The following is a 26,986-nucleotide window of genomic DNA, read 5'->3' as shown; positions in this document are numbered from 1 at the left end:
GTAGTGAGACATTAATTAGAAACTTTTAACCAGCGCTCCAGTAGATTGATCAACGCCAGCAAGGTGAAATTAATAAGCAAATACAGAAGGCCCGCAATCACGAAGGTTTCGATAATAGCGTAATTCTGGTTCATTAAGCGTTTAGCGTAGCCAGTGAGTTCCATGACAGCAATGGTAGACGCCAGACTGGTTCCTTTAATCACCAAAACAATTTCGTTGCTGTAGGCAGGCAAGGCTTGGCGTATGGCCAAGGGGAAAGTAATTCTATGGAAGCGTTTCCATGGGGACATTCCTATGGCCTTGGCAGCTTCGACTTGCCCAACCGGTACAGACTGAAAGCCACCCCTGAAGACTTCGCTGATGTAGGCACCGCTATTCAAGGCGATGGCAAGTATGGCGCATTTTGCTCCATCATTAAATAGCCACCATAAGGTTGGGCTATGTCTGATGAAGTCCAGCGTGCCTATACCGTAATATAAAATAAACAGCTGCACCAGCAGAGGGGTGCCACGGAATACTGTGCTGTATCCGAAAGCAAAGCTGGAGATCAGACGGTTTCGCGATACGCGCATCAAGGCAAAAAGTAGCCCTACACCCAGAGACAATATAATTGAGACTAAACCGATATACACGGTAAAGCCCAACCCCTTGACGAGGTTATTGACAGTGTAATGAAAGAGTTCGGCATCAATCATGCTGGGGACCTCATTCCACGGCCAAAATGACGTTCAGCCAATACAAAGACCCCTTGGCTTCCGACACCCACTACAAAGTAGAGAGCGGCGGCTAATAGATACAAAGCTAGCGGCTCACGGGTTGCGGCAGCACCTAATACGGCAGCACGCATGATTTCAACCAGACCAACTAAAGAGATCAGCGCAGTGTCTTTTAGTGCAGTCTGCCAAACATTATTTGAACCTGGCAACGCATACCAGAACATTTGGGGAAGGGTGATGCGCATGAGTCGCTTATAGGCTGGCATACCAATCGCTTTTGCGGCTTCTATTTGCCCCTCGGGAATAGCCTTCAGCGCTCCCCTGAAAACCTCGACGCTATAAGAGCCCGATATCAGCCCTATGGCGAGAACGCCTACCATTAACGGGAACCAGCGATTGATGCCTTCTTGCCAGTTGAGGAAGGCACCCAGGTCGGAAGCCGCCTGAGCTGTGCCAAAAAACAGCAAATAGATAATAAGCAGTTCAGGAATACTGCGTACCACTGTCGTATACAAGCTAACCAGCCCACGTAAGATGAGTGGGCCGTTAGTTTTTATGCTGGCACCAGCGATACCGATACAGACGCCCAGCAGCATTCCGAGGATCGAAATGAGCAGAGTCATACCGGTACCGCGTAAGAGCATCCAGCCCCAACCCTGCTGCAAGATGTTTGTGATGGTGTCCAGCATTTTTCGGTTTAGGCCTGAATTATTTCTTGCAAATGTCGTAGTTAGAGGTGTCGATGTCGAACCACTTTTCACTGGCTGATTTGACGGTACCATCTTCTATTAGCTTGCACAGGGCGGCATCAACTTTGGCCTTTAGATCAGTGTTGTTCTGGTTGATACCCACAGCAATGCCATAGCCCAGTGTTTCAGGGTCCGATGAACCCTTGATCACATATTCAGTCAAAGCAAAGTCATCGCTTTTCAGGTTGTTGAAAAAACGTGTTTGCGATGAAAGGTCAGCAAAGGTGCCATCCAGGCGTCCTGCATCCAGATCAATTTGCATCTGATCCAGGGTTTCGTAATTGCGTACCGTCGTTTTGGGCGAATTTTTTCAAGGAAGGCACCATGTGTAGTACCGCCTTGCACCCCTATCGTCTTACCATCCAAGCCATCAAAGATTGTGTCGGAATCGGCGGCTTTGATAAGATCGCTGTCGGCTGACAGCAAGAAAATAGCATCTTCCACAACGTAAGGAACACTAAAGCTAATGCGCTTGGCACGTTCTGGTGTGTAGGACATGCCCGAAATGATCAGATCAAAGCGGTTGGCGCTCAGTGAGGGAATCAGGCTGTCGAAGGCTTGCACAACAAAGGTACAGTCGGCGTCCAGTTCTTTACAGAGAGCCGCTCCGATGTCGGCGTCAAAGCCCGTGACTTTGCCAGTGGCATCCACCATGCTCCAAGGGGGTAGCCGCCTTCAGTACCAATTTTCAACGTGGTCGCGGCCAGGGCGTTAAGGCTGAATAACGCTAAGCTCGCGCACAGCACTGTTTTTTGAATGATTTTCATAGTGAGAGTCTCCCTAAGGGGTATTTCAGTGGTAGGTCGATATCAATTAATTAAGAGATAGCGACATTATGATTGACCTACGGATGCTACAACAAAACAGAAAAAAACCAATTTAATGTAGTGGCGTTAAAAATTGGCGAAGGCGTTCAGATTTCGGTTTATCGAACACATCTTCAGGTGTTCCGGCTTCTTCCGTTAATCCGTTGTGCATAAAAATAACGTGATTAGACACTTCGCGCGCGAACTTCATCTCGTGTGTGACGAGAATCATGGTGCGGCCTTCTAGTGCCAGGTCTCGTATGACACGGAGCACCTCGCCTACCATTTCCGGATCAAGTGCCGAGGTAGGCTCGTCAAACAGCATGACATCAGGATCCATTGCCAGGGCACGTGCAATGGCAACGCGCTGCTGCTGCCCGCCTGACAATTGTGCAGGATAGGCATGGGTTTTGTCGCTCAGGCCAACCTTGGCCAACAGCTCGAGCGCATACCGGTTTGCCTCGTCTCGAGTTACCCCTTTCACGTGTATGGGGCCCTCAGTTACGTTCTGTAAAACCGTCCGGTGGGACCATAGATTGAAACTTTGGAAGACCATGCCCAGGCGCTCACGAACGCGGTCCAGGAGTTTTGCATCGGCGGTGCTTACGCGCCCGCCGCGTTGAACCACGCTACGGAGCACATCGTCTCCGATATGGATCTCACCTTGCTCGGGTACGACCAAATGGTTAATACACCGTAATAATGTGCTCTTTCCAGATCCTGAGGCACCGATTATAGAAATAACCTCGCCTTTTTTTGCGCTAAAGGAAATACCCTTTAAAACTTCATTGTCTTTAAATGACTTGTGCACGTTAGAAACTTGCACTGCATAAGGATTCTGGTTGTGATTCACAATTACTGTCTCAGCCGGGATTGTTTACGGACGCTTGGAGCAAAGCGAATTATTATAGGTTTTCTGCCAATCTCTGGTTGAGTTTAGCGATATATGACTATACATTCTGTTAGGGAATCTACTCAGCCGCACATAAATCAGAGAAAACCATATAAATAGGCCATCCTGGCGGGATGGCCTATGCAAGTCCAGCATCACCGCTTTAATAGCGGTTTGGCTTTATTTATGGGTACAAGCCGCGTAATTCGCGTGATTCAAGGATTCGATGGCAGGCAGTAATGAAAGCTGCCGTACGTAGGGTGACATTATGCTCTCGGGCGACTGCCGACACATCCGCATAAGCTGCGCGCATCATGGCCTCAAGTCGACGGTTAATGAGTTCTTCTTCCCAGAAGAAGCTGGAGAAGTTCTGTGCCCACTCAAAGTAGCTGACAGTAACCCCCGGCATTTGCAATAACGTCGGGTACGACCACAATACCTTTGTCTGTCAGAATATCGTCGGCTTCAGGCGTGGTGGGGCCGTTTGCCCCCTCGATAAGAATTTTTGTGCGAATTCCATTTGCATTTGCAGTGGTAATTTGCCCTTCCAGCGCTGCTGGAATCAGAATTTCGGTTTCGAGAGTCCAGAAGCTGGCTGATTCTATTGCCTCGCAGTTGGCTGCATTGATCACCCCGCCCGTGCTGGTCACGTGTCGTTGAAGCGCTGCTACATCAAGTCCGTCGGGGTTATATACAGTGCCGGTATGATCTTGCGCTGCAATAATAAGGGCGCCTGCATCACTGAATAAACGGGCAGCAGTACCGCCTACATTTCCAAAGCCCTGAACGGCGATACGCGCACCCTGAATTTCCACACCAGCATCGCGAGCGGCTTCTATACCCACGGTAAATACGCCACGTCCGGTTGCCTCTACACGCCCCAGGCTGCCGCCCAGTGAAATGGGCTTGCCGGTGACCACGCCAGTGGTGGTCGCGCCTACATTCATGGAGTAGGTATCCATCATCCATGCCATTGTCTGGGCATTGGTATTGACATCAGGAGCAGGGATATCTTTGTCGGGACCGATAATGACACCGATTTCACTGATATATCGGCGGGTGACGCGTTCGAGTTCTTTTTGTGAGTAATTACGCGGGTCAATACGTACCCCGCCTTTGGCTCCGCCAAAAGGAACATTGACGGCTGCACATTTCACTGACATCCAGGCCGATAGCGCCATGACTTCAGATAAGGTGACATCTTGGTGAAAGCGCACCCCACCTTTGCCCGGGCCACGAGACGTGTTGTGCTGAACCCGGTATCCTTCAAAGTGAGCAATCGTACCGTTATCAAGTTCGACGGGGATATCTACCGTTAAAATACGTTTAGGGCGCTTAAGCGTTTCTACCCATTTCCCCAGCTTGCCGAGGTAAGGCGCTACGCGCTCTACCTGCTCAAGATAGATGCCCCACGGACCGAGGTCGTGTGCATTGAGGTACGAAGGAAGTTGGTGCGTGGGGGCTGTGACATGTTCTCCTCGTTGCTATAAAAAATGCGGAGGCTTTTATTATTAAAAAAGCAAAAAAGTGCGCACGTAGCATTAGCAGCACGGGCACACCGATTGCTTATTGTAGTGCCGAGAATAGGACTTGTCCTGCTTTACATGCTGTGCATAACAAAGGCAGCCGTCAGGCTTTGTCGAAAAGAGCCAGTAAACCCAAGACGCTATGACTATTTATACGCTAAGGTTAGGGGGTTGCGAGTTTTTCCGTTCTTGTTTTTTATTGATTTTTTCAGAGTTTTATTAATGTATGTTGCAACGACTTAAATCCATTCAAACTCGAATCACAGCCGCCTGCGAACGTAGTCAACGAGATCCGGCGCAAGTTGTGTTGTTGCCTGTCAGCAAAACCTTCAATGACGAAGCGGTACTGCAGGCTAAAGGCCTGGGTTTTGTGCGTTTTGGAGAAAACCGGGCGGCCGACATACAGGCGCGGGTTAAAGCGTTGGGCGATGAGGGCTTGCAATGGGTCATGATTGGTTATGTGCAAAGCAACAAGGCCAAGGAAATTGCCAGATATGCCGCCGAGGTGCAGTCCCTAGATCGGATTTCCCTGGCTGAGGCCCTGGATCGGCGGCTGCAGATTGAAGGCCGTCAACTGAATGTATTAATACAAATAAAAACCGCAGCTGAAAGCGCAAAATCCGGACTGGAGCCGGCCGAACTCTTGCCATTCCTATCGGCGTTAAAGCCCTACCACAGCTTGCGGCCTGTGGGGCTGATGACAATGGCGACCCAAACCACAGACGAAACCGAAATTCGACGTTGCTTTTCGTTGGCGCGTCGAAGCTTGGTTTCAGCTCAGGATGCAGGCATGGACATGCATCGCTTATCCATGGGGATGAGCAATGATTTTGAGCTTGCGATTGAAGAAGGCAGCACTGAAATTCGTGTGGGCTCGGCGCTGTTCGGATCACGCTGAGCTTTGGTGGCGCACTAGCGAAGGGTATAGCTTGGGGATATAAGCTAATTATTATGCGGTGCTACTGCCGCTGCTGTACTATTTTGAGCATTCATAAGCCGTTTGGTAGACACGATAAGGAGACTACAATGCGTTTCGCTAAGCTTGGTATTTTTACGGCAGCCGCCTTGATGACATCGTCATTTGCGCAGGCTGATACCCTGGATTTGGTAAAAAAAGAGGCCATGTTGAGTGCGGTGTAACCACAGGTTTTGCCGGGTTTTCGGCCCCTGATGATAAAGGCGAATGGTCGGGGCTTGATATCGATGTATGCCGGGCAGTGGCAGCAGCCACGTTTGGCGATGCCACTAAATTTAAGGCAGTTCCTTTGAATTCGCAGCAGCGCTTCACTGCATTGCAATCCGGAGAAATAGATCTGCTTGCCCGCAATACCACGGTAACTCAACAGCGCGACACTGCCTTGGGTGCCATTAGCGCGGGCGTTAACTTTTACGATGGTCAAGGCTTCCTGGTCCCGACGTCGTTAGGCGTAAGCAGCGCCAAGGAACTAGACGGTGCTACGGTCTGCATGCAAACCGGCACATCAAATGAAAACACCATGGCAGACTGGGCTCGTGCCAATAACGTCAATTACAAACCGGTGGTCATCGAGCAGTTCAACGAAGTGGTCAATGCTTTTGTCGCTGGCCGATGCGATGTGTTCTCTACCGATGCATCAGGTTTGGCTTCGATTCGTATTTCAAAGATGACAGATCCGGACGAATACGTGGTGCTGCCTGAGATCATTTCCAAAGAGCCGCTGGGCCCATTTGTGCGCCAAGGCGATGACGTATGGCTGAATGTCGTTAAATGGACATTGCACGCCATGCTGAATGCCGAGGAAATGGGCATTACGTCCGCAAACGTTGACGAACACCTGGACAGCAAAGATCCTAACGTACAGCGACTGCTTGGCGTGACTGAAGGTGCAGGAAAGAATCTGGGTCTGGACGAGAAATGGGCTTACAACATTGTCAAGCAGGTAGGAAACTACGGCGAAAGCTTTGAGCGTAACGTGGGCGAAGGAAGCGCATTGGACATCAAGCGTGGCCTCAATGCACAGTGGACTGACGGAGGGCTGATGTACGGCTTGCCGATTCGTTAGTCCTGCATTACTTCTCTGACGATATATTCTGCAATCGCCATCGACGAGGTGGCACCTGGCGATGGCGCATTGCGGATATGGATAACATTTTGATCACGGCGGATAACAAAGTCATCGACCAGAGTTCCGTTTGCCTCCATGGCCTGCGCGCGAATCCCTCTGGTGGCAGGGCTTACCGTTATATGGCGCAGCGAAGGAACGTACTTGGTTGCCTCGTCAATAAAACTCTGCTGGCTGAACACCGTTTTGGACTCACGTAGTGCGGCGGGTATATTGCGGAAAAAAAGCGCCAGAAACCACCAAAGCACAGGTAGTCGCTGATGTCTTTAAAGCTGAAGCCTTTGCCGTCATAGTTTTCGCGCGCAGCAGAGAGGAATGCATTTGGGCCGATAGTCATTTTTCCGTCTATGCGTTTAGTGAAGTGCACGCCTAAAAATGGGTATTCAGGGTCGGGGACTGGATAAATGAGGCCTTTTACCTCGCGGGTATATTGGTCGTCCAGCACAAAATACTGCCCGAAGAAGGGCACGATCTTGGGTGTCTTGATATCACCCGAGCTGACGGCCAGACGATCTGATTGAAGGCCCGAACAACAGACCACGTAATCAAATTGTTTGGCATGCTCAACGCCGCTTTGCAGTGTAACGGTTACTTTGCCATTCTCATTGGTTAACGAGTGGACTTCGCTCGAAAGCTGGATGCTTCCTCCAAGCTCGACAATCTCCTGGGCTATGAATTGTGCAATGACTCCGTAGTCGACAATCGCCGTTTCAGGGGAATGAAGTGCCGCGATGCCGATACAGTTGGGTTCCACTGTTTTTATTTCATCGCCATATAGCATCTTTACCTTGGGCACTTCGTTATCGAGTGCAATTTGGTACAGTGCTTGCAGGCGTTTTTCTTCTACTTCGTTAAGCGCTACTACTAGTTTTCCGCACGGATCATAGGGCAGATTATTAACAGTGCAATACTCGCGAATGAGTTTGACCCCACGACGGCATAGTCGGGCTTTGAGACTACCCTTTGCATAATATAAACCAGCATGAACCACACCAGAGTTATGGCTAGTCTGATGCTGTGCAACGCTGGACTCTTTCTCGAAAAGGCTGACTTTCGCGTCTGGGTAGTCGAGCAGAAGCTGACGTGCTACTGCAAGGCCGTTGATTCCTCCGCCGATCACTGCATAACTGATAGTAGACACATTGATCTCCTGTACACCTGAAGATCAGGCTCGGTTTTTATACACCAGTGAAATCCGCGCAAAGGCGATTTGCAGTTCTTTGGAGCCGCCTTGAAACACCACAGGCCGGCCTCGTGTCGGAAAGCAGATTAAACGCTTGGAAAACAATAAAGGTACAAATTTCGCAAAGCGAATTTCCTCCCAGGTGATTTCACGGCGCATGACCCATTGCTGCTGTATGCCTGAATCATTAACCGTAGTGCGGCCGACGAGCATGAACCAGCTGATGGTGATAAGGCCCGCGTAGCTGAAAACGATGGCAGCAATGACGTACGGGCTTGCCAGCTGTCCGGTTTCTGAGGTGGCAGTCATGATTAGCCGTATTCCTATTACTGCCATGATAATGCAGGCGGCAATCGCAACTGGTTTTGGCCAGGACCGGCCCTGCACAGGCAAGGGCGCCAGTTCAGTTAGCAGGGCTTCGTGTTCTTCTTTGCTAGGAGAATACATAATTAAGTAGAGGCTTTGGCTGCAATGGCATTTCCTGCACGACTGACGGATTTTTTCCCTAGCTGCTGAGAGACCCACTGACCAGTTTCTACAACAGCATTAAAGTCGACGCCTGTATGAATGCCCAAGCCATTCAGCAGGTACAGCACATCTTCCGTAGCGACATTGCCCGTGGCGCCTTTGGCGTAAGGGCAACCGCCAAGACCTGCCACCGATGCGTGATAAATGGTGACACCTACCTGCAAGGAAGCGTAAATGTTTGCCAAGGCTTGCCCATACGTATCATGAAAATGCCCGGCCACCTGGGCAATAGGAACGACGCGAGCGACTGCAGACATCAGGCTGGCAACTTGCCCTGCAGTGCCAACACCGATGGTATCGGCGATGTCGAATTCGACTACTCCGAGGTCTTGCATGCGTTTGACTACATCAAGAACGGCCGACTCGGGTACCTGCCCCTGATAGGGGCAGCCCAAGGCGCAGCTGATGCTGCCGCGTAAACGCAAGCCATCACGTTGAGCTGCTTTGGCGACGGACTCAAAGCGCGACATCGACTCGGCGATACTGCAATTGATATTGCGCTGCGAAAAAGCTTCGCTTGCAGCAGCAAATATAACCACTTCGTTAACGCCGCTGGCAATGGCATCGTCATAGCCGCGCAGGTTGGGTGTCAGGGCGGAGTAAATGGTGTTGGGAAGCCGGCTAATACCTTGCATGACCGCGTTGCCGTCGGCCATTTGCGGCACCCATTTCGGGGACACGAAGGAGGCGGACTCGATGTTGCTGAACCCCGCGTTTGCCAAGCGATTGATAAGCTCGACTTTGATCGCGGTATCGACAAAGTCAGCTTCGTTTTGAAGACCATCCCGGGGAGAGACTTCGACTAATTTTACGCGTTCGGGTAAGGACATGACAGTGAACTCTAGACAGTGAACTCTATATAAGATGGCCAGGCTGACAGGTAGCCGCCATGCTAATCCAGTGGGGGTTTTTGCTATTGTATAGTGGGTGGCTATTGTCTTGTTAAGCGCTGATAATAGCCGGTGCTTAGTTGCTCGATGAGACCAGCGAGCTCAAGCTCGACAATGGCGGAAGCCAGGCTGGCAATGTCCAGCTGTGTGCGCTGCTGCAATAAATCTGGTGATATGGCGTCGTAGCCTAAAGCATCCAGAACACGTTGTTGATGGGGGGCAAGGCTGGGCATTTCTGCCGAGAGCGGCGTGTCTTTGGCCGGAAGTAGAGTTTTTGCAGTCAGCACCACGTTCTTTAATTCGTCATTAATATCGTCAGCGGACTCTACCAGTTTGGCGCCTTGACGTATCAGTTGGTGACACCCCTTAGACAAAGGCGAATGTATAGACCCCGGAATTGCAAAAACTTCGCGTCCCATTTCGCTGGCAAGCCTGGCGGTGATGAGCGAGCCGCTTTTTAACGCTGCTTCTACCACCAGCACCCCATTGGCTAAGCCCGCCACAATGCGATTTCGTTTGGGAAAGTGAAAGTGCAGGGCCTTGGAGCCTAACGGAAATTCGCTAATCAGCAGACCCTGCCCGGCGATAGAGTGAGCCAGCTCGCGGTTGGCAGCCGGATACACGATGTCAATGCCGGTGCCCAGCACAGCGATAGTGCTTGCCTGCGGATTATTGGCGGCCAGGCTACCTTTGTGTGCCGCGGCATCAATGCCTGTTGCGAGGCCACTAATGATAGTCCAGCCTTGGGCGCTAAGGTGCTGAGCAAAGGCAAAGGCGTTTTCATTGCCAGCTGCGGTGGAACTTCTGGCCCCAACCATTGCCAAACCAGGTGTATTTAGAAGCTTTATGTTGCCCTTTGCGTACAAAAGCAAGGGGGGATCATGGCTATCTAAAAGGGCTTGTGGATAACTTTCGTCAGCTAAGCTTAAAATAGCGTTACCTTCAAGGGCAGCCCAATCTATACTGCGTTCGATTTGCGCTGTCAAAGCGTCGCTTGGGCCAGCCTTTAATTGCGCTGCCAGATTATGCGGCAAAAACTTAGCTAAAGCGGAAACTGATTGCGAGTAAATATCTTGAGGCAAGCCAAAGTGCGCTAATAACAGTCGCGCTTGAGCCGGGCCAAGTTCGGGTTCTAGCGACAGCCGTAACCAGCTTGCTAATTCAGTTTCATTTAATAAGTTGGACATAGTCTTAAGTGTGGCACAAAAGCTGTGGCCTGCATTCAATAACGTGACTTATCTGCCTATTGTGATTAACGCAGCCGCTCTCAGGTTTTTGTTTTAATGGCACGCCTTCAGGGGGCAAGAGTATATAGGTCCCTCTAATTGTTTTATTATATAGATTCACTGCTTTTCCGGATTTTTACCATGGCTTTGCTCCCAATTCTTCACTATCCAGATCCCCGTTTGCATACGGTGGCAAAACCTGTGCAGGTGGTGGATGACCGTATTCGTCAGTTGGTCGCTGATATGGCCGAGACCATGTACGCCGCGCCCGGTGTCGGGCTGGCGGCCACGCAGGTTGATGTGCACGAGCGCGTTGTGGTCATTGATATTTCTGAAGATGGTGACGACCTTCTGGTTCTGATTAACCCTGAAATCACCTGGCGCAGCGACGAGCTGCAAGTCTACGAAGAAGGTTGTCTCTCTGTGCCGGGTGTGTACGATAAAGTAGAGCGATCTGCGCAGATTACCGTACGTGCCTTGAATGAAAAGGGCGAATCCTTCGAGTTCGATGCCGAGGGCTTATTAGCGGTTTGCGTGCAGCACGAACTTGATCATTTGTTAGGCAAAGTGTTCGTCGAGTATTTATCCGTTCTGAAGCGTGAACGAATCCGCACACGTATTCGCAAGCAGCAGCGCGAAGCCCTCAAAGCCTGACCTGGTAATTATGCGTATTATTTTTGCGGGTACCCCCGAGTTTGCCCGGCAGGCGCTTGTTGCCTTGCTTGATGCTGGCCATGACGTGCCTTTGGTCATGACGCAGCCAGACCGTCCTTCAGGACGAGGCATGAAGATGCGCCCAAGCCCTGTCAAACAAGAGGCTCTCGATCGTGAAATTCCAGTTTCGCAGCCGCGTAGTTTGCGTCTCGAAGGAAAGTATCCTGAAGATGCAGCAGAATGCCAGCAGTTGTTGACTAGCCTGCAGGCTGATGCGATGGTGGTGGCCGCTTATGGCTTGATCTTGCCAGCCTGGGTGCTTGAGTTACCTAAACACGGCTGCTTGAATATTCATGCAAGCCTATTGCCTCGCTGGAGGGGAGCGGCGCCTATACAGCGAGCCATTGATGCTGGCGACACTGAAACCGGCATCACGATCATGCAAATGGATGAGGGTCTGGATACCGGGGCTATGCTGTGGACACGTACGTTGCCTATTAGTCAGTCGCATACGGCGGCTCTGTTGCACGATGAGTTGGCAGAACTCGGTGCCCAAAGCATTGTAGAGGCCCTTGCCAAGCTGGAGCAGAACGAGCTTCGTTCTACGTCTCAGCCTGCCGAAGGCGTCACTTACGCTGAAAAGCTCGCCAAGAGCGAATCGCCGCTTGATTTTTCTCGCAGCGCAGGTGAACTGGCCCGACGAATTCGTGCGTTCAACCCTGTTCCGGGCTCAACATTCGAGCTGCCTGGCATAGATGGCCAGGTTAAAGTCTGGGCGGCCAGTGTGCTTGCACACGATGCGACTAAGGAGCCCGGTTCTATCGTGGCAATTAGCGCTGATGGCATTGACGTGGCAACTGGCGATGGCGTGTTGCGCATTCTCGAGCTCCAGCGCCCCGGCAGTAAACGCCAGCCTGTCAGTAGTTTCATTGCAGGGTGGCAAGCAGAGCTTTAAGCGCTAAGTGTACGGGTCTGCCGTTGCCACTCGATAAAGCCAATGACAATACCGCTGCCGCAGACAATGGCGATCCCTACCCAGGTCAGGGCATCAGGGAAATGCCCCCATACCAGCCAGCCTAATGCGGCAGCACTGACGATCTGCAGGTAAGCGAAAGGTGCCAGCATCGAAGCAGCCGCCCGCTGATAAGCCTGGATCTGAAGCAGGTGGCCCAGGCAGCCCCAAAAACCGGTAGAGCAAAGAATCAGCCACTCGAATGCGCTGAGCTGTTTCGCAATGGGCAAAATCACATCAAGATTAAAAGGCAGTAGCACCGAGGTGATGATCGTGCCCATTAGTCCACTCCAGACGAGTGTGGTCAGCGAGTTATCAATTGCCACCTGACGGGTCGTAATGAACTGTATTGCGAACATCGAGGCCGTAATCAAACCAAATGCCACGCCGACCGGGTCTAAGCCTGCACCAGGGCGGATAATAACGATTACCCCTAAAAAACCAATGGCGGCTGCGACCCATCTGGAAACCCGGGGCGCTTCTTTTAGCAGCCATGGTGCGATAGAAAGCACAATCAGGGGCGCCAGAAAATTAATGGCCGTTGCTTCGGCCTGAGGAAGGTAGCTGAGCGCGGTGAAGAAGCTGAATGTTGCCAGCAGCATGACCATACCGCGCAACATCTGGGCTTTCGGGCGTTTGGTTTTGAAGATGCCAAAGCCCTTGCCAGGCAGCACCAGAGCCAGCACCAAGGCCAAATGTACGACATAGCGTACCCAGCACAAGAATAGCAGGGGTACTCCGACCCCCATTACCCATTTTCCTCCGGCGTCCAGAGTCGATAGTGCCCATGAGGACAAGATGAGAATAAGAATGCCATAGACGGGGTTGCCGAGAGCCTTGCCCGTAGCAGCCGGGGCTGAAGAGGGGTGACCACCTGGTGGGTGGGACTTTAATGGCATTTTCATACTCCAAACGCAATGTCATGAAGGCAGGCGTGAGCGTGGCAGAAAAGAGCCAGGCTCACGCCCATTCATGATAGGCGATTACGGACGCGCTGCCCCTAAAACTGCTTCAATTGCTGAGCCTACATTAAGCAGGTGGTGGTCATGCATGGCTGGAGCGGCGACCATTAAGCCGACGGGGGCTCACCTTCGTGGTGGCATGGCAAGGACAAGGCACAACCGTTCAGAAAGTTGATGAGCGTAGCATTGCGTAAAATGAGTCCATTGGCGGCAAAATAGCTATCATCGGATGCGCTCAGTTCGTCAATAGTTGGTGCCACAACGGGTACTGTGGGCATAAGTACGGCATCGTAAGCAGCAAGCTGGCTCTCTACGGCATAAACCCACGTTTCTCGTGTGCGTTGTAGCTCAAGGTAGTCAGCTACGTTTTGCTCTTGGCCACGCTTGATACGAGAGGCAACGCGAGGGTCGTATTGATCGTAGAGGTCTTCGATTAACTCACGATGATGGCCCCAGGCTTCCGCGCATACAAAACCACCTAAGCGATTGATATAAGGGAGTTCGCTGAACTCAGGGATTTCAATGTGTTCGACTATGGCACCAGAAGCTTCTATAGCAGCTATGGCCCGATCGAACGCTTCTGATACTGGCGCTTCGATGCCATCAAATACAAAATTGCTTGGGACCGCAAAACGCAGTTGAGTCAGTGGGATGGCAGCAGGAGCAACGTAGCTCTCACCACTTAATACGGCATCAACAATGGCGCAACACTCTACTGACAAGGCCAGTGGCCCGCTGGAATCCAGGCTGTCGGATAATGGCATCACCCCGTCAGTAGGGATGCGGTCGGCAGTTGGTTTAAAGCCGGTCAGGCCACAAAAGGCCGAGGGAATACGAATCGATCCGCCCGTGTCTGTGCCAATGGCGGCTACTGCCATGCCTTCGGCGACGGATACGCCAGCACCGGATGATGATCCGCCGGGGATGCGGCGGTTTCCAGAATCCCACAACGAGTGAGGGGTGCCATAGTGCGGATTAATGCCTAGACCGGAAAACGCGAATTCAGTCATGTTGGTGCGGCCAATGATGATCGCGCCCGCGTCAAGCAGGCGTTGTACCAGCAGTGCATTCTCTTCGGCTTCAGGAGCGCCATTCAGTACAACAGAACCACCACGTGTGACGTCGCCCTGTTTGTCAAAGAGATCTTTGATCGAGATAGGCAGCCCTTCAAGCAATGAGCGCTTGAGGCCAACACTACGCAATATGTCGGAGGCTTTGGCTGCGGCTAGCGCCTGCTCGTGATAGACCTTAAGAAACGTTACGCTGCCTTGCCCCTCAGGGGCGTCTATGCGTTGCAGGGCAGCAGATGTCAGCGCATACGAAGTGGTTTCTCCGCTATCAAGAGCGCGTTGTAATTCAGTAATGGTGGGAAGCATAGCCGTGGATTCTCCGTTTTCGATGTAGAGCGACCCGCTTAAGGCGGGTCGGTATTCAGATTCAAGCGATTTCGGGAAGAACGTCGAGTTCGTAGCGATGACGAATACTACGTTCTAGATGAGGATCGTACAATTCCATGATGAAGGTAGCCGAAGGACGTATGCCCCCAATAGCACCAACTGTACCGCATGTCATTCCGGTTCCTGCAGGAATTGCGTCTTGTCCGAAATGATCTTTAATCAGCTTCAGAGGATTCTGCAGGCTGCTAAGAGGACCGTCTTGGTAGAGAACTTCTTTGCCATCTTCAATAATCCATGATTTCAGGATCAGCTCATCCCAGTGATTCGCTACGTCGGCAAATAACCAGGCTTCTTTGGCAACGGGCTTGGCGCAAATTTGTTTTGACAAGGCCACGCTGTGCGCTTCCAGGTCACGATCAGTGTGATCTGAGGCAAGGCTGACCAGCAGTTCGCCACCATGGCTGAAAACAAAGACCTCCGCCTCGCCAGATGAGCTGGCTCCAACGGCCTGGATACCGGACTCCTGACTTAGCTGATTAGCCGCTACACGATAGTACAAGGGCACGGCACTAGGACGCGGCACACCCAGCTCGGCGAGCTCTTCAATATGGTGCTCGATTGCAGCCATGTCGCGTCCGGCCCAGCCTGCAATAATGCAGTGGCTGAAGTCAGCGTCAACAATTTCGGTATGATCCAGGCGATGTAGGGTAAAAGTAAGTTGCATAGTCGTTAATTAAATCGATATCAGAATGGATTAGCCAAAGTTTTGGGGTAACCACAGAGCAATGCCAGGGAACACGGCCAGTAATACGACCATCAACAGCAGCATCAGGACAAACGGTATGCTGCCGACCATGACATCATTCATGCTGCCGCTAGTACGCAGGCTTTGAACGACGAACAGGTTTAGTCCCACTGGAGGCGTGATAAGAGCCACTTCCATTAAAATGATGATGACGATACCCAGCCAGATCGGATCAAAGCCCAGGGCGATCATGACCGGTGCGACGATTGGAATCGTCGTTATCATCATCGACAGGGTTTCCATGAAGCAACCCAGACCCAGATAAAACACCACTAAAATCAGCAGCATCATCATCGGTGACACGCCAAGATCCGTAATCAGGCTCGTTATTGTGTTGGTAATGCCGGTAGCTGACAGGATGAAGTTCATAAAGGCGGCGCCAATGACGATCAGCATGATCATGGCGGTAGACTTCATGGTGCCTTCTAATACATCCCGTATCATGATGATATTGAGACGGCCCGAAAACGCTGCCAGTATTAACGCACCAACAACACCTAAGGCTGCTGCTTCGGTTGGCGTCGCCATGCCTGCGTAGATGGAGCCTACGACTAAAATAAAAATGGCGAGCGGTGGCAGCAGGTGGCCTAAGCTTTTAAGGCGTGCTGACCAATTTGCGCTAATGCGCTGGCCACCCCAACTGGGTTTAAAGGTGCAGGCGATGGCGATTGCAGCCATAAACAGCAGAGCCATACCCAGACCTGGAAGAATCCCGGCCAGATAGAGCTTGGGAACGGATGAGTTGGTTAATACCCCGTAAAGCACCAGGTTAATGGATGGCGGGATGAGAATCCCCAAGGTGCCGCCTGCGGCAAGGCTACCCAGGAACAGGGGTTCGTTGTATTTATGTTTTTCAATTTGTGGCAAGGCGACGGTACCAACGGTGGCGGCTGTTGCCACGCTGGAGCCGGATGTTGCTGAAAACAGGGTGCTGGCACCGATATTGGCATGCATCAGTCCGCCGGGTAGCCACGATAGCCAGAGGCTCATCGCGTTGTACATGCGTTCGGCAAGGCCTGAGCGCAAAAGAATTTCGCCCAGCATAATGAATAGTGGAATGGCCACCAGCAAGAACTCATTGCTGCTACCCCATGCCACCTCGCCCATGGCCCGGGTTAATGGGAGCATTGAGTACATGGGGTCTAAAACCAGGCCTATCAGGCCTAGCGCAGCACCTACCGGTATGCTGATGCCAATGAATACTAACAGTAGGACAATGGTAGTGGTGATCATGCCTGGTCTCCCTTAACCATGCGAATTCCTGCTTCAGCTTCTTCGCTGGCCTCTTCTTTTGTACTGCGTATACCGCAAAGCTCTTGTACTGTTCTGAAATCGCCGGTAGCCAGGGCTAATGACGAGCGAATCAACATAAGTGCCAGCACGATACATAGCCATATAAAACCTGAGGCCCACAATGCTTGGGGAATCCACAAAGGTGTACCAAGCAGCGTGTTTGCTGTGGACTGGGACTGCCAGGACTGCAGTGCCACATCTGAGGCATAACGGGTTAAGTAGACAATGAACACGGCCAGGCCTACCAAGGCCAGCCAGTCTGCCAGCGCTGCCACACGTATGGGCAAGTGCTGATAGATGGCATCAATACGAATATTGGCTCGTTGTAAGGTTGCAAATGCTAATGCCCAGGAAACACTGACGGCAAAGGCGTAGCCAGAAAGCTCATCAGATCCGCCCAAGGGGTAGTTAAAAAATTTGCGGCAAATTACATCGGCCGTAATGTAGAGGGCACTGAGCAGGGTCAAGCTACCCGCTATCCAAATTGCAACGCGTGACAGCCGTGTGGCATTCAGTATAAGCCTGCCCAGTAACGTAGGAGGAAGTGCGGAGGAGTTCATTATCTATACCGTTAGGTGAGGCTGCCCCCGTTTGGTGGGGGCAGCACAAGTCAGACGTGGCCGACTTCTGCAAGCAAAGCTTATTTGCTCGCAGTAAAGCCTAGGATGGGGCTGAGGTAGGTGTTGAAATCAGCCACGCATTCAGCCGAGCAACGCTCAGCCCACTTGGGAACCACCACGTCAGCCATGGCTTTTTTCAGTAGCTCATGGTCTTCAGCAGTCGCTTGCACCAAGGTCATTTTTCCTTTGATTTCTTGTGTGCACTGCTCCGAGCCAGTGTTGCAGTCGTATCCTTCCTGCGTTTCTTTAGCTGCTGCAGCCCATATTTCGTCGTACATGATTTGAAGGTTCTGCTCTAAAAATGCTTGTACCTTGGGATCCAGTTTGTTCCAGTAGGCTTTATTCGCTGCGTGAATCTGCTGGTTCCAGTTCACAGGCAAAGCGTATAAGTGGGAGCTGACTTCAAACCACTTGGCTGAGTAACCGGAGTAAGAGCCTGTAATAGCGCAGTCAACAACGCCATTTTGTAATGCAGGTACGACCTCACCAAATGGGATAGTCACGCTGTTACCACCAAAAGCCTGCACGAATTCAGCTTGTGTGCGGCTGCTTGTGCGTACTTTTTGCCTTTCAAGTCGGCCAAACCATTGAAGTTGCCGTTACAAAACAGCACTTGGGCGGGGTAGGTCGACATGCCCAGCACTTTAATGTTGTTTTTGTCGTAGGCTTTTTCGTAGGCAGGCATGAACGCGTCCGTAAGTTTGCGGGCGGTTTCAATGTCAGGAGCCAGGCCAGCCAGGTCAATGGCTTCGTTGATAGGGTTATCGCTGGCAAAGTAAGCCAGTGTTGCCGTACCAACCGGAATCACCCCTTGGCCTACTAAACGCATAATTTCAGGACCTTTAAGGCCCATCTCATTAAAGCCTTTGATGTCGGCGGTTACCTTGCCTTCGGAGAGCTCGGATACAGTTTTAGTCCAGAATGGCTGTTCCGCATTTTGATATGCGGTGAGATTGCTTAAGCCTCCAACAACAGATAGCTTGGTAGATGGCAGATCGCTTACGACCTCTTGAGCAGCTAAGGCTCCTGAGACGGATAGGACCGAGGCGGCAAATGCGGAGAGAACTAAACGCTTCATGCAGAATTTTCCTTAGAAAACGTGGAGTTAATTGTTAAGTACGCGTGAGGCGCGTATCGCTCATGTAAGGCTTTAATTTTTTGGCTTCAACTAGATAAAGCGAAGCAACTGCTGGAAATTGTGTGGCTGACAGATTGGAGTAGCGCTGAGCGCGCTCGCAGCTTCACTTAGTTTGTGATATGGATTGCAACGCATGCGGCAAGTAGTGTCCAATTGTTAGTTTCTATATAAGGTTATAAGCGGTACTTATCAGGGTCTTGAGCATTTATGGCAGTTTCCTGGGCCAGCTTTGCTACGATACTAGCGGTAAGACTGTCAGGAGAGTCAATCCAGGTAGCATAAAAACGTATAGCGGGCAAAGGGGAGGAAACGTCCAGAAGGCACAGTTTTCCTTGCTCTAGCTCTTCTTCTATCACCACTTTGGCCAACACGCTCGGTCCCATTCCGCGACGTGTCATTTGCACGATAGTGCTTAAAGATGCACTGCCATAAATACGTGGAGATTTAACACCTGCTACATGCAACAAATCGCGGACTGTGCAGTAGGGGAGGCTACCAGTGGGGTATGTGATTACAGGGTAAACACCTAGATCGGCAATCTGGATTTTGCGACCCTGCAGTCCTAATTCCGGGCTGGCCACCCAGGCAAGATCATAATCGCATAAATGCAAGCAGTGCTCCTTGGGATCTTGGGCCTCGCCAACTAGCATGGCCAAGTCAATCTGGTACGAAGCTAACTGAGCACGCAATACGCTGCTGGTGTCGACGTGAATTTCGACTACCAGTCCCGGGTACTTCTTGTGCAGCTCATCAATCAGTAAGTGCAGCCATGTCTGTACCAGGGTTTCGGCAACGCCCAGGCGAAAGGTGCCCCGTATGGCATTTTCTTCTTTGGCCACGCGCATCATTTCAGCCCTCATCTCGAGAATCTGACGCGCATGCGATAAAAGCTCCTGGCCTTTTTCTGTAAGTTTAATGCCGCGGGCGCCGCGGTCGAACAAGCGCACAGACAAAACGCTTTCCATGCCGGCTATGCGTTGGGAAATTGAGGGTTGTGTGGTGTTGAGTTTTTCGGCAGCCGCACGAAAACCGCCAAGTTCGGCAACCCACACAAAAGCTTCTATTTGTTTAAAGTCGATCATGAATACTAATTGGAGGGAGGATGTTGAAGAGAGGAGGACAGAAACCTCACACTAGGATGCCACACCAGACAGATACACTGCCCAGTTAGGTAGAAGCATTATGACTCTATAAGTTCGGGGAAATGTGGTTTACATGTGTAAAGGACTCTGTCACCGCCCTTTAATAATTTGTATCGGGAACACTTCGTGTGGCATGGACGTGCGTAATCAGCACTTCGGTTTGTACCGACTCACTACTATAATCCCGCCATGACTTTCAAAATACTCATCGTACGAACATCGTCTCTAGGTGATCTAGTACATATGCTGCCTGCAATCTCGGACATTGCCAAGCATGTGCCGAATGCCGAGATTGACTGGATAGCCGAGGAATCTTTTGCGGATATTCCATCTTGGCATCCGGCGGTAAGCAATGTAATAAAGGTAGCCCATCGACGATGGCGCAAAAAGTGGTGGTCACGACAAGTACGTGACGAACGCCGCAGGCTCAAGGCTTTTTTAGACAGTCGCCAATACGACATTGTGCTGGATATGCAGGCTTTGATGAAGTCAGTATGGCTGGTGCGGCAGACGCATGGAATTAGACACGGCCTGGACTGGAAATCGGCTCGCGAGCCGTTGGCGTCTCTATTTTATAATGTGAAGCATACCGTGGAGTTCTGGCAGCCAGCGATAATCCGTCAGCGTACTCTGGCTGCTGCTGCTTTTGGCTATGAGTTTTCCGGAGCGCCGGATTTTGGCTTGCATGCAATTAGCGAACGGGTTCAAGTGCAGCCTTATGCCATAATCATGCCATCGGCTAGTCGTGACGATAAACTCTGGGCGGTTGATAATTGGCATAAGGTCTTTGATTACCTCCAGTCTTGTGGGTTGTCCATCCGGCTTTTGTCGGGAAGCCCTTCCGAGACACAGCGAGCCGAAGAGCTTATTTCAGGACGGGCCAACGCTGAAGTGTTGCCCCGAATGGCGTTGAAGGGCGTTGCCGAACAATTGGCGGGGGCAACCATCATGGTTGGACTCGATAGCGGCTTGACGCATTTGTCAGCTGGCCTGAGCCGGCCTACCATAGGCATCTACAAGGCCTCAACACCTGTACGTACACCTCTGCAGGGTAGCGCTTATACTGCCAGCCTAGGTGAGCGGGGCAACGAACCCTCGGCAGAAACGGTATTGAGTGCTATTGAACAAGCCCTGGAGAGCATCAAACCCGAAGTGTCTTTGCCAGGATAGAGCTATTTGCGTAATGCTGTACTTCTCATCCACTTGCCATTGGTTTAAACCTTGAGCCGTTTTTTATATACTTTTCTGCTACGCCTGCTTTCGCCATTACTGCTTGCGTGGATGGCTCTGCGCGCCAAACGGTCGGGCGGCTCATGGGAAGTTCTGGGTGCAAAACGCTTTGGCTATTACCGGGGTAAAGGGCTGGCGAAGCGGCCTGTTTGGGTGCATGCAGTAAGTTTAGGTGAAACGCGTGCAGCCCAGCCTCTGGTTGCGGCATTGCTGGCTCAGGGCCATACGGTCCTGCTGACCCAGTTTACGTATACGGGCAGGGCTGAAGGGGCCAGGGCCTTCGCCCCTGAAATTGCCCAGGGGCGATTACATCTGCAATGGTTGCCCTATGACTTTCCCGGGGCCTGCAGACGCTTTATTGAATTCCATCGGCCTCTGGTAGCCGTTATTATCGAGCGTGAGGTCTGGCCAAACCTAATGTACGCGTCACGGCAGGCAAAACTGCCTGTGATTTTGGCCAGCGCGCGCTTTTCCGACCACTCCTTACGCCAAAGCTTACGTATAGGTAGCTTAATGAGAGGAGCCTACTCGAGCTTCACTGCCATCTATGCTCAGACGCTCCAGGATGCGCAGCGTCTGGAGCAAGCGGGAGGAAAGGCCGTGCGAGTGTCAGGCAACTTTAAATTTGATGTGCAGTTACCTCAAGCCCAAGTCGAGCGAGGGCGTCAGTTCATGTCTGAGGTGGGGCGACGCGTCGTCGTCATTGCCAGCACTCGTGAGGGCGAAGACACTATGTTTATTCCAGCCATAGCCCGTTTTATAAAACGTGAGCAGCAAATGGACATAGACACGGCAAAACGTACGCTGTTTTATTTAATTCCTCGCCACCCGGAACGTTTTGATGCAGCTTTTGAGTCGCTTCAGGCAGAAACGCTGGTCGCCTGCAGGCGAACAGAGCTGGTGGCCCTGGGAGACGCCAGCAGCAGTGCTATTTCCTTGTGTCGTGAGTGCGATGTGGTCCTTGGCGATACTTTAGGTGAAATGCCCTGGTACTACGCGCAGGCGCAGGTCGCCATCGTAGCAGGAAGTTTTGCGCCGTTAGGCGGGCAAAATTTTATTGAAGCCTGCGCACTGGGCGTACCGGTCGTGGTAGGCCCTCATACGCGAAACTTCGAGCAGGCGGTGGCCGACGCACTGCACGAAGGGGCAGCTCATCGGGCACCCAATGCCGCAGCTGCCATCAAGTTTGCTACCGACTTGTTAGGCGATCGACAGAGCCAGGAGCGCATGGGCGATGCTGGTTTGCATTGGGTCCAAAAGCATTCAGGCTCAGTGCAGCGCGTAGTGACGGGCATTAATGAGATTCTTCATTAAGAAAGTTCGATATAGCTCTCACGCCACGGATTCGGTATTAGTGCAGGTGATCAGGCATTTAAAAAGCCAGTCACCGCGTTGAGAAATGCGATGGGCTGTTCGATGACCGACACGTGGCTGGCGTCGTCAAGAATACACAAGCGACTGTCTTTGATGCCATTGTGCATGGTTTCAGACATGGCAACCGGCGTCCCCAGATTTCGTGCCATTCATAGCGCGTAACGAAATTTTGAAAATCAGTGTCATATTCCATCGTAGGTAGGGTAAAAACCAAGATTGGAAGCATAAGCTCACGTCTCACGAAGTGGTGAGCCATAGGTGCGGCCGACGTTGGAATGAGCTGGGTACAGCCCTGAGACAAGACTTACAGATTCAGCCTCAAGATGATTACCGATACAACGATGTTATAGCTTGTCCACCTTGCTAGCCAGCGGGAGTCCATTAAATGGACTTATTGTTGCGCGTTAGGCTTATTGATACTTAAGTCTAATTCGTTTCATCCAACGGCTTGGAGGCTACATAAAGGTTAAAATTAAAACATTCTTTTTAATTATGTTTCTGCGTTTTTATCTTTAAAACAGACGTAATATTAAGTATACAAAAAGAATGTTTTTAAGTGATTTATTATGATTTTAAGAATTAACTTGAAAACAAAATTTAGAAGGTTTTTTGATTAGTATAAGTAAAATAGTTATAAGGCGTTGTTGTGGAAGCCACACAGTTTATTCACAACAAAAGGTACAAACGAAAAAACCCGCCAGTTAGGCGGGTTTTCTTTAGCGCTGTAAATATTACAGAACTTGTACCGACTTAGCTTGAGGACCTTTTTGGCCTTGAGCTGCTTCGTAAGAAACACGTTGGTTTTCTTCGAGCGATTTGTAGCCGGAACCTAAGATGTCTGAGTGGTGAACGAATAGATCTTTACCGCCGTTTTCGGGGAGATGAAGCCGAAGCCCTTTTCGTTGTTGAACCATTTAACAATACCGATTTCTGTTTGCATGATTTGCAATCCCTAAGATAATTACGAGCAACTTGCTCTAAGAACAGATTGTCAAGGTGTAAAAATCAGGGCAATGAGTATTGTTAAAATACCGTATTGATCAAACTTTCGACGAACTTGATAACCTACAATTCTTATCGTATTACGGAGCTATGACGTAGTCAAGTGAAATCAGGCCGTGTAAATACGGATAAGATTCGAAATTGTAAATTCGTTAAAATACTTTGCTAGCATCTTCCCCCTCCAAGCTTACAGCCCGTGGTATTTACGGCCGAACTCTAGCGTCGCTTTGAAAAACCCCGATTTACTACCACAATCGTAACGCGTTCCTTCGTACTGATACCCAAATACATCACGTGCTTTCAATAAGCTAGCAATGCCATCCGTCAATTGAATTTCACCCCCTACTCCTGCCTGGGTGCGACGCAAATGATCGAATATTTCAGGTTCAAGTACGTACCTGCCAACTACAGCCGATGTTGAAGGCGCATCTGCCGGAGCTGGTTTTTCTACAATAGCACTCAAATGAGTCGTGAGTGTATCAATACGTTGCCCGGAAATGATGCCGTATTTGTCTGTCTCATCAGGCTCAACCTGTTGTATTGCTACGATACTTCCGTTGTGTTGATGTGCGGCTTCGACGAGCTGGCGAGCCACTGGAGTGGTAGCGTCAATCAAGTCGTCGGCCAACATCACCAGGAAGGGCTCATTGCCTACGATAGGCGCTGCGCAAAGCACAGCGTGCCCTAAGCCCAGGGGCGCGGGCTGGCGGGTGTATATGCAACTGACATACGAAGGAATGATGTTTTGGATACGCTCAAGCAAATCCAGTTTGTTTTTACCTTGTAGATCGGCTTCAAGTTCCGGGTTGCTATCGAAGTGATCTTCAATGGCACGCTTGTTACGTCCGGTAATGAAAATTAATTCAGTCACGCCTGCGGCAATAGCTTCTTCTACGGCATATTGAATCAATGGTTTATCGACCACGGGCAACATTTCCTTAGGCATTGCCTTCGTAGCAGGTAAAAAACGGGTGCCCATTCCTGCTACAGGAAATACGGCTTTGCGAATTGGTTTCATGACGTAAAAGACCCTAAATGAATAAGTATTTTTAATTGCCGGGCAGAGGTAAGCCTACCGCAATAGTATTTGTATTTACTGGTATTGTAGGGCTTATTGTGCGGCCTAACTCGCTGGGCGCCGTACCGAAAAAGCCTTGTCCATAAGCCAGTACAACGATATTGGCTGCCAAACAAAGTGAAGCGATGAATTTCATTGTTTATGGTATTGAAATTAAGCGTTTTAATATCATGGCTGCTATTCTAATTTAAAGACAGGGCACGAAGAAACTAACCGGTGCTATCTTTGCTCTGTCGTTGCCGGGCGATGGCGGCAATACCGTCCAGGGCAGGGGCAAGACGCCACTGTAATAAGGCGCTGTCGAACGGGGCAAGATGCCTTTCTTGCTGCAGGGCAGATTTTAGTGCTGTTTCTACGTAATCCCAGCCCCCACCGCTGCAAATCAATAAAGGCTGTTTTCGGTCGAGTTCATAGGTGGCTAACCATTGACGCATTACTGCGCCAGTTTGTGCTGCAGCAATTCCTGTCGTGATGGCGGAACGGGTTTCAGTAGGAAACAGCTCTAGCTCACCCTCGCCAAACCCGAGGTTTGCGGTGCGAGAGGCAAGCGACTGATGCATGAGAAGCGGCCCTGGCAGAATCGTACCACCTAAAAAGCGATATTGATGAGTCTGCGGGTCGTAACGGATAGTGTCTACTGTAGTCGCTGTCCCGAAGCTTGCGTGAATCATCGATTGAGCCGGCAACCTTAATGTGGCGATCAGCCCTATAGCGCTGAACCATCGATCAGGGCCCAGCTTTTGAGCTGACTGATAGGAATTGGCAAGTGATGTGTAAGGCGTTGTACCGTCCAGCCATTGAATCTGCACCCCTTCAGCCAGCAGCAGGCATTCAAGCCTGGATGTCAGGGCGCCGTCGACGACGTTAATGCCGTAGGCGACCTTGGAGAGCCGTGGCGTCTTCTTGAGCCAATCTGTAATCTGATTAAGCTCGTTGTGAGGAAAGGCAGCCGTGTCGGAGTGGTGCGTCAAGGCATCGGGTTCAAAGAGACGCAGTTTCGTCCGTGTATTACCCATGTCAATTAACAGAATCATGATTCAGGCCGACTTATCGATGCGTGGGGCGAACTGAAACTTCGCCGACAGATATCGCTTCGCAGCCTAAAGCGCTGCGCACCAACAGTTGCCCGGTTTCGTTGATGCCACTGGCGATGCCCGAGTATAGAGTACGCCCATTGTCGATGATAGACACGTTTTGGCCCGACAATGCATCAACCTCTGCATAGCGGCTACTAAGGTTGTCAAAGCCATAAGCCGTAGTCTGATTCATGGTTTCATACCACGCTCTTGCGATATTTGCGACCAAATCAGCGTGCCGGTGCGCCTGTATGTCGGGACAGTCTTGGCACACAGTAGACCAATCAGCCACTTGTCGGTTTAACGATTGACTCAGCGAGCGTGCGTCATCAAGGTTAATTCCAATTCCGATGACCACCACATGGTGATCGGCACTGCTAGGGGCCGTGCTGGCACGGGTTACTTCGGTAAGAATGCCGGCGAGTTTTGCGCCGTACCACAAAATGTCATTAGGCCACTTCAGGGCAAGTGCGACTTGATGCCGGGCCGGAAGCAGACGGCGCAGGGCTTCGCACGCAGCGACTCCTGCCAGTGGGGACAAGGTTGCCAAGGAACGGGCTGGCAGAAAAATATCAAAAGCACATGAGAACATCAGATGAGAGCCCGCCCGATTTTGCCATGTTCGCCCGGCACGGCCCCGGCCCCGATCTTGCAGGTGTGCGCCCAGCAGCCAAGGCCGTACGATGCTTCCTGAGCCCGAGCGCGCGCGCTGTATGAGGTCGCCGTTTGTTGAGTCGGTACGCTCAACCCATTCAATGTGGTTAAAGAGGTTTAAGCTTTGCTCTAGTTGCGAAGCCATTCGATTGGCAGAGCCAAGTGGGGGAAGTACGTAAGACATAAAGCATTATCCCTGTAGGGATGAGACGGCCTGCTCAAAAGATCGGGTTAATATGGTTTTTATTTATTATCGCATTTAGACATGACACGTACTCAAAACATTCAGTTCAAGGGCGAGGTCGGCATTGTAGATTGTGCACTGGACTGGCCTGAGGGAGAGCCTCGGGGGTGGGCGCTGGTTTTGCATCCTCATCCCTTACACGGCGGAGCTCGTAATAACAAGGTGGTTACCACCATAGCCCGGGCATGCGTGCAGCAGGGGCTGGTTGCTGTGCGGCCAGACTTTCGCGGTATTGGGAAATCTGAAGGCAGCTTTGATAATGCTGTAGGTGAAACCGCCGATATGCATGCCGTTGTTGAGCAGTTTCAAGAAGCCTATCCCGAGATTGCTTCGGGAAACTGGGTAGTGGCAGGTTTTTCATTTGGAACTTCTGTAGCTGCACAGCTGTCTTCCATGTTGTCCGAAGAGCAGGCACGTGCACCTGAAGCGTTAATTCTGGCTGGACCTGCCGTAGAGCGATTCCGCTTTCGCGAGCTGGAGCTGCCTGAGGCTACCTTTTTGGTTCACGGAGAGGTAGACGAGGTTGTGCCATTGTCTGAAGCCATGGATTTTGCTCGCGCTCAAAATCTTGCTCTGACAGTAATACCTGACTCTACGCACTTTTTCCACGGTAAACTGGTGCAGCTGCGGGATATTGTTACTCAGCAACTGAGATTGCTACCGTAGTCTTCGCTATTGCCGCCACCC

At 51.1% G+C, this 26,986-nt stretch carries 25 protein-coding genes and 5 pseudogenes; 7 read left to right on the top strand and 23 right to left on the bottom strand.

Annotated features, from left to right (window positions below; translation table 11 throughout):
- Positions 1-11: 11 nt before the first annotated feature.
- From L1889_RS13790 to L1889_RS13770, 6 genes and pseudogenes are all read right to left on the bottom strand, one after another.
- The gene (locus L1889_RS13790; RefSeq protein WP_238665583.1) at positions 12-695 is read right to left on the bottom strand and encodes an ABC transporter permease; all 684 of its coding nucleotides are present in this window, start codon (positions 693-695) and stop codon (positions 12-14) included.
- Complete coding sequence (locus tag L1889_RS13785; protein ID WP_238665582.1) at positions 692-1,405, bottom strand: ABC transporter permease; 714 nt, start codon at positions 1,403-1,405, stop codon at positions 692-694. Before L1889_RS13785 ends, L1889_RS13790 begins: the two co-directional genes overlap by 4 nt.
- Before the next feature lie 19 nt (positions 1,406-1,424).
- The gene (locus L1889_RS19260) at positions 1,425-1,628 is read right to left on the bottom strand and encodes a hypothetical protein (RefSeq protein ID WP_372871625.1); all 204 of its coding nucleotides are present in this window, start codon (positions 1,626-1,628) and stop codon (positions 1,425-1,427) included.
- A 17-nt stretch (positions 1,629-1,645) separates the two neighbouring features.
- Entirely contained in the window at positions 1,646-2,119 is a 474-nt protein-coding gene (locus L1889_RS13780; RefSeq protein ID WP_372871623.1) for a transporter substrate-binding domain-containing protein, read from the bottom strand.
- A gap of 225 nt (positions 2,120-2,344) precedes the next feature.
- Positions 2,345-3,124, bottom strand: coding sequence for an ABC transporter ATP-binding protein (locus L1889_RS13775; protein WP_238665581.1), 780 nt, complete (start codon positions 3,122-3,124; stop codon positions 2,345-2,347).
- A gap of 223 nt (positions 3,125-3,347) precedes the next feature.
- Positions 3,348-4,611 (bottom strand): annotated as a pseudogene (locus L1889_RS13770) (Glu/Leu/Phe/Val family dehydrogenase); the annotation flags it as partial.
- A gap of 304 nt (positions 4,612-4,915) precedes the next feature.
- Between L1889_RS13770 and L1889_RS13765 the strand changes: the two are divergent.
- On the top strand, positions 4,916-5,587 hold the full coding sequence (locus L1889_RS13765) for a YggS family pyridoxal phosphate-dependent enzyme (RefSeq protein WP_238665580.1): 672 nt from the start codon (positions 4,916-4,918) through the stop codon (positions 5,585-5,587).
- 128 nt (positions 5,588-5,715) lie between these two features.
- A pseudogene (locus L1889_RS13760) lies at positions 5,716-6,731 on the top strand (amino acid ABC transporter substrate-binding protein).
- Here the strand turns inward: L1889_RS13760 and L1889_RS13755 are convergent.
- The 5 genes from L1889_RS13755 to dprA form a co-directional block, all read right to left on the bottom strand.
- Positions 6,728-6,871 (bottom strand): hypothetical protein, encoded by a 144-nt coding sequence (locus tag L1889_RS13755; RefSeq protein WP_238665579.1) that lies wholly within the window; start codon positions 6,869-6,871, stop codon positions 6,728-6,730. The pseudogene L1889_RS13760 and the gene L1889_RS13755 sit on opposite strands and share 4 nt — an antisense overlap.
- A gap of 38 nt (positions 6,872-6,909) precedes the next feature.
- Positions 6,910-7,932 carry an L-2-hydroxyglutarate dehydrogenase gene (lhgD, locus tag L1889_RS13750; protein WP_238665578.1) on the bottom strand — a complete coding sequence of 341 codons (1,023 nt, stop codon included), beginning with the start codon at positions 7,930-7,932 and terminating at the stop codon, positions 6,910-6,912.
- A 24-nt stretch (positions 7,933-7,956) separates the two neighbouring features.
- On the bottom strand, positions 7,957-8,283 hold the full coding sequence (locus L1889_RS13745) for a hypothetical protein (RefSeq protein WP_238665577.1): 327 nt from the start codon (positions 8,281-8,283) through the stop codon (positions 7,957-7,959).
- Positions 8,284-8,423: 140 nt separating this feature from the next.
- Positions 8,424-9,332 (bottom strand): hydroxymethylglutaryl-CoA lyase, encoded by a 909-nt coding sequence (locus L1889_RS13740; protein ID WP_238665576.1) that lies wholly within the window; start codon positions 9,330-9,332, stop codon positions 8,424-8,426.
- A 101-nt stretch (positions 9,333-9,433) separates the two neighbouring features.
- Complete coding sequence (dprA, locus tag L1889_RS13735) at positions 9,434-10,579, bottom strand: DNA-processing protein DprA (RefSeq protein ID WP_238665575.1); 1,146 nt, start codon at positions 10,577-10,579, stop codon at positions 9,434-9,436.
- A gap of 180 nt (positions 10,580-10,759) precedes the next feature.
- Between dprA and def the strand changes: the two genes are divergently transcribed.
- Positions 10,760-11,272: a peptide deformylase gene (def, locus tag L1889_RS13730; RefSeq protein WP_238665574.1), complete on the top strand. Its 513-nt coding sequence runs from the start codon at positions 10,760-10,762 to the stop codon at positions 11,270-11,272.
- Between the two features lie 10 nt (positions 11,273-11,282).
- Positions 11,283-12,227, top strand: a complete 945-nt coding sequence (gene fmt, locus L1889_RS13725; protein WP_238665573.1) for a methionyl-tRNA formyltransferase — start codon at positions 11,283-11,285, stop codon at positions 12,225-12,227.
- Here fmt and L1889_RS13720 read toward each other — a convergent pair.
- The 7 genes and pseudogenes from L1889_RS13720 to L1889_RS13690 all read right to left on the bottom strand — a co-directional run bounded on the left by L1889_RS13720 (position 12,224) and on the right by L1889_RS13690 (position 19,581).
- Positions 12,224-13,183 (bottom strand): DMT family transporter, encoded by a 960-nt coding sequence (locus tag L1889_RS13720; protein WP_238665572.1) that lies wholly within the window; start codon positions 13,181-13,183, stop codon positions 12,224-12,226. The two genes, fmt and L1889_RS13720, sit on opposite strands and share 4 nt — an antisense overlap.
- 84 nt (positions 13,184-13,267) lie before the next feature.
- A pseudogene (locus tag L1889_RS13715) lies at positions 13,268-14,622 on the bottom strand (amidase).
- A 61-nt stretch (positions 14,623-14,683) separates the two neighbouring features.
- Entirely contained in the window at positions 14,684-15,367 is a 684-nt protein-coding gene (locus L1889_RS13710; protein WP_238665571.1) for a DUF2848 domain-containing protein, read from the bottom strand.
- A 30-nt stretch (positions 15,368-15,397) separates the two neighbouring features.
- Positions 15,398-16,681, bottom strand: coding sequence for a TRAP transporter large permease (locus tag L1889_RS13705; protein ID WP_238665570.1), 1,284 nt, complete (start codon positions 16,679-16,681; stop codon positions 15,398-15,400).
- Positions 16,678-17,301, bottom strand: a complete 624-nt coding sequence (locus tag L1889_RS13700) for a TRAP transporter small permease subunit (protein ID WP_238665569.1) — start codon at positions 17,299-17,301, stop codon at positions 16,678-16,680. Before L1889_RS13700 ends, L1889_RS13705 begins: the two co-directional genes overlap by 4 nt.
- A gap of 80 nt (positions 17,302-17,381) precedes the next feature.
- Positions 17,382-18,439 (bottom strand): annotated as a pseudogene (locus L1889_RS13695) (TRAP transporter substrate-binding protein).
- A gap of 233 nt (positions 18,440-18,672) precedes the next feature.
- Entirely contained in the window at positions 18,673-19,581 is a 909-nt protein-coding gene (locus tag L1889_RS13690) for a LysR family transcriptional regulator (protein ID WP_238665568.1), read from the bottom strand.
- A 249-nt stretch (positions 19,582-19,830) separates the two neighbouring features.
- Between L1889_RS13690 and waaC the strand changes: the two genes are divergently transcribed.
- Both waaC and L1889_RS13680 read left to right on the top strand, forming a co-directional pair.
- Positions 19,831-20,811 carry a lipopolysaccharide heptosyltransferase I gene (gene waaC / locus L1889_RS13685; RefSeq protein WP_238665567.1) on the top strand — a complete coding sequence of 327 codons (981 nt, stop codon included), beginning with the start codon at positions 19,831-19,833 and terminating at the stop codon, positions 20,809-20,811.
- Between the two features lie 51 nt (positions 20,812-20,862).
- Positions 20,863-22,185 carry a 3-deoxy-D-manno-octulosonic acid transferase gene (locus L1889_RS13680; RefSeq protein ID WP_238665566.1) on the top strand — a complete coding sequence of 441 codons (1,323 nt, stop codon included), beginning with the start codon at positions 20,863-20,865 and terminating at the stop codon, positions 22,183-22,185.
- A 50-nt stretch (positions 22,186-22,235) separates the two neighbouring features.
- Here L1889_RS13680 and L1889_RS13675 read toward each other — a convergent pair whose 3' ends face one another.
- The 5 genes and pseudogenes from L1889_RS13675 to L1889_RS13655 form a co-directional block, all read right to left on the bottom strand.
- Positions 22,236-22,394, bottom strand: coding sequence for an alpha/beta fold hydrolase (locus L1889_RS13675; protein WP_238665565.1), 159 nt, complete (start codon positions 22,392-22,394; stop codon positions 22,236-22,238).
- A 582-nt stretch (positions 22,395-22,976) separates the two neighbouring features.
- Positions 22,977-23,185, bottom strand: a pseudogene (locus tag L1889_RS13670) (cold-shock protein).
- Between the two features lie 249 nt (positions 23,186-23,434).
- Positions 23,435-24,265: a UTP--glucose-1-phosphate uridylyltransferase GalU gene (gene galU, locus L1889_RS13665; RefSeq protein ID WP_238665564.1), complete on the bottom strand. Its 831-nt coding sequence runs from the start codon at positions 24,263-24,265 to the stop codon at positions 23,435-23,437.
- Positions 24,266-24,534: 269 nt separating this feature from the next.
- Positions 24,535-25,359 carry a type III pantothenate kinase gene (locus tag L1889_RS13660; protein ID WP_238665563.1) on the bottom strand — a complete coding sequence of 275 codons (825 nt, stop codon included), beginning with the start codon at positions 25,357-25,359 and terminating at the stop codon, positions 24,535-24,537.
- 13 nt (positions 25,360-25,372) lie between these two features.
- Positions 25,373-26,239 carry a biotin--[acetyl-CoA-carboxylase] ligase gene (locus L1889_RS13655; RefSeq protein WP_238665562.1) on the bottom strand — a complete coding sequence of 289 codons (867 nt, stop codon included), beginning with the start codon at positions 26,237-26,239 and terminating at the stop codon, positions 25,373-25,375.
- 81 nt (positions 26,240-26,320) lie between these two features.
- On the opposite strand from L1889_RS13655, the gene L1889_RS13650 reads away from it, so the two are divergent.
- On the top strand, positions 26,321-26,965 hold the full coding sequence (locus L1889_RS13650; RefSeq protein WP_238665561.1) for an alpha/beta hydrolase: 645 nt from the start codon (positions 26,321-26,323) through the stop codon (positions 26,963-26,965).
- Positions 26,966-26,986: the final 21 nt, after the last annotated feature.

Source organism: Paenalcaligenes niemegkensis, assembly GCF_022230885.1.
In the GTDB taxonomy this organism is placed as follows: Bacteria; Pseudomonadota; Gammaproteobacteria; order Burkholderiales; family Burkholderiaceae_B; genus Paenalcaligenes; species Paenalcaligenes niemegkensis.
The sequence above is the reverse complement of the archived record's forward strand: the minus strand, read 5'-3'. Positions and strand labels throughout refer to the sequence as shown.

Coding starts and splice junctions, on each gene's coding strand:
- L1889_RS13790 (WP_238665583.1), bottom strand. CDS start 695: ATGATTGATGCCGAACTCTTTCATTACACTGTCAATAACCTCGTCAAG.
- L1889_RS13785 (WP_238665582.1), bottom strand. CDS start 1,405: ATGCTGGACACCATCACAAACATCTTGCAGCAGGGTTGGGGCTGGATG.
- L1889_RS13780 (WP_372871623.1), bottom strand. CDS start 2,119: ATGGTGGATGCCACTGGCAAAGTCACGGGCTTTGACGCCGACATCGGA.
- L1889_RS13765 (WP_238665580.1), top strand. CDS start 4,916: ATGTTGCAACGACTTAAATCCATTCAAACTCGAATCACAGCCGCCTGC.
- L1889_RS13755 (WP_238665579.1), bottom strand. CDS start 6,871: ATGGAGGCAAACGGAACTCTGGTCGATGACTTTGTTATCCGCCGTGAT.
- L1889_RS13745 (WP_238665577.1), bottom strand. CDS start 8,283: ATGACTGCCACCTCAGAAACCGGACAGCTGGCAAGCCCGTACGTCATT.
- L1889_RS13740 (WP_238665576.1), bottom strand. CDS start 9,332: ATGTCCTTACCCGAACGCGTAAAATTAGTCGAAGTCTCTCCCCGGGAT.
- dprA (WP_238665575.1), bottom strand. CDS start 10,579: ATGTCCAACTTATTAAATGAAACTGAATTAGCAAGCTGGTTACGGCTG.
- def (WP_238665574.1), top strand. CDS start 10,760: ATGGCTTTGCTCCCAATTCTTCACTATCCAGATCCCCGTTTGCATACG.
- fmt (WP_238665573.1), top strand. CDS start 11,283: ATGCGTATTATTTTTGCGGGTACCCCCGAGTTTGCCCGGCAGGCGCTT.
- L1889_RS13720 (WP_238665572.1), bottom strand. CDS start 13,183: ATGCCATTAAAGTCCCACCCACCAGGTGGTCACCCCTCTTCAGCCCCG.
- L1889_RS13710 (WP_238665571.1), bottom strand. CDS start 15,367: ATGCAACTTACTTTTACCCTACATCGCCTGGATCATACCGAAATTGTT.
- L1889_RS13705 (WP_238665570.1), bottom strand. CDS start 16,681: ATGATCACCACTACCATTGTCCTACTGTTAGTATTCATTGGCATCAGC.
- L1889_RS13700 (WP_238665569.1), bottom strand. CDS start 17,301: ATGAACTCCTCCGCACTTCCTCCTACGTTACTGGGCAGGCTTATACTG.
- L1889_RS13690 (WP_238665568.1), bottom strand. CDS start 19,581: ATGATCGACTTTAAACAAATAGAAGCTTTTGTGTGGGTTGCCGAACTT.
- waaC (WP_238665567.1), top strand. CDS start 19,831: ATGACTTTCAAAATACTCATCGTACGAACATCGTCTCTAGGTGATCTA.
- L1889_RS13675 (WP_238665565.1), bottom strand. CDS start 22,394: ATGGCACGAAATCTGGGGACGCCGGTTGCCATGTCTGAAACCATGCAC.
- galU (WP_238665564.1), bottom strand. CDS start 24,265: ATGAAACCAATTCGCAAAGCCGTATTTCCTGTAGCAGGAATGGGCACC.
- L1889_RS13660 (WP_238665563.1), bottom strand. CDS start 25,359: ATGATTCTGTTAATTGACATGGGTAATACACGGACGAAACTGCGTCTC.
- L1889_RS13655 (WP_238665562.1), bottom strand. CDS start 26,239: ATGTCTTACGTACTTCCCCCACTTGGCTCTGCCAATCGAATGGCTTCG.
- L1889_RS13650 (WP_238665561.1), top strand. CDS start 26,321: ATGACACGTACTCAAAACATTCAGTTCAAGGGCGAGGTCGGCATTGTA.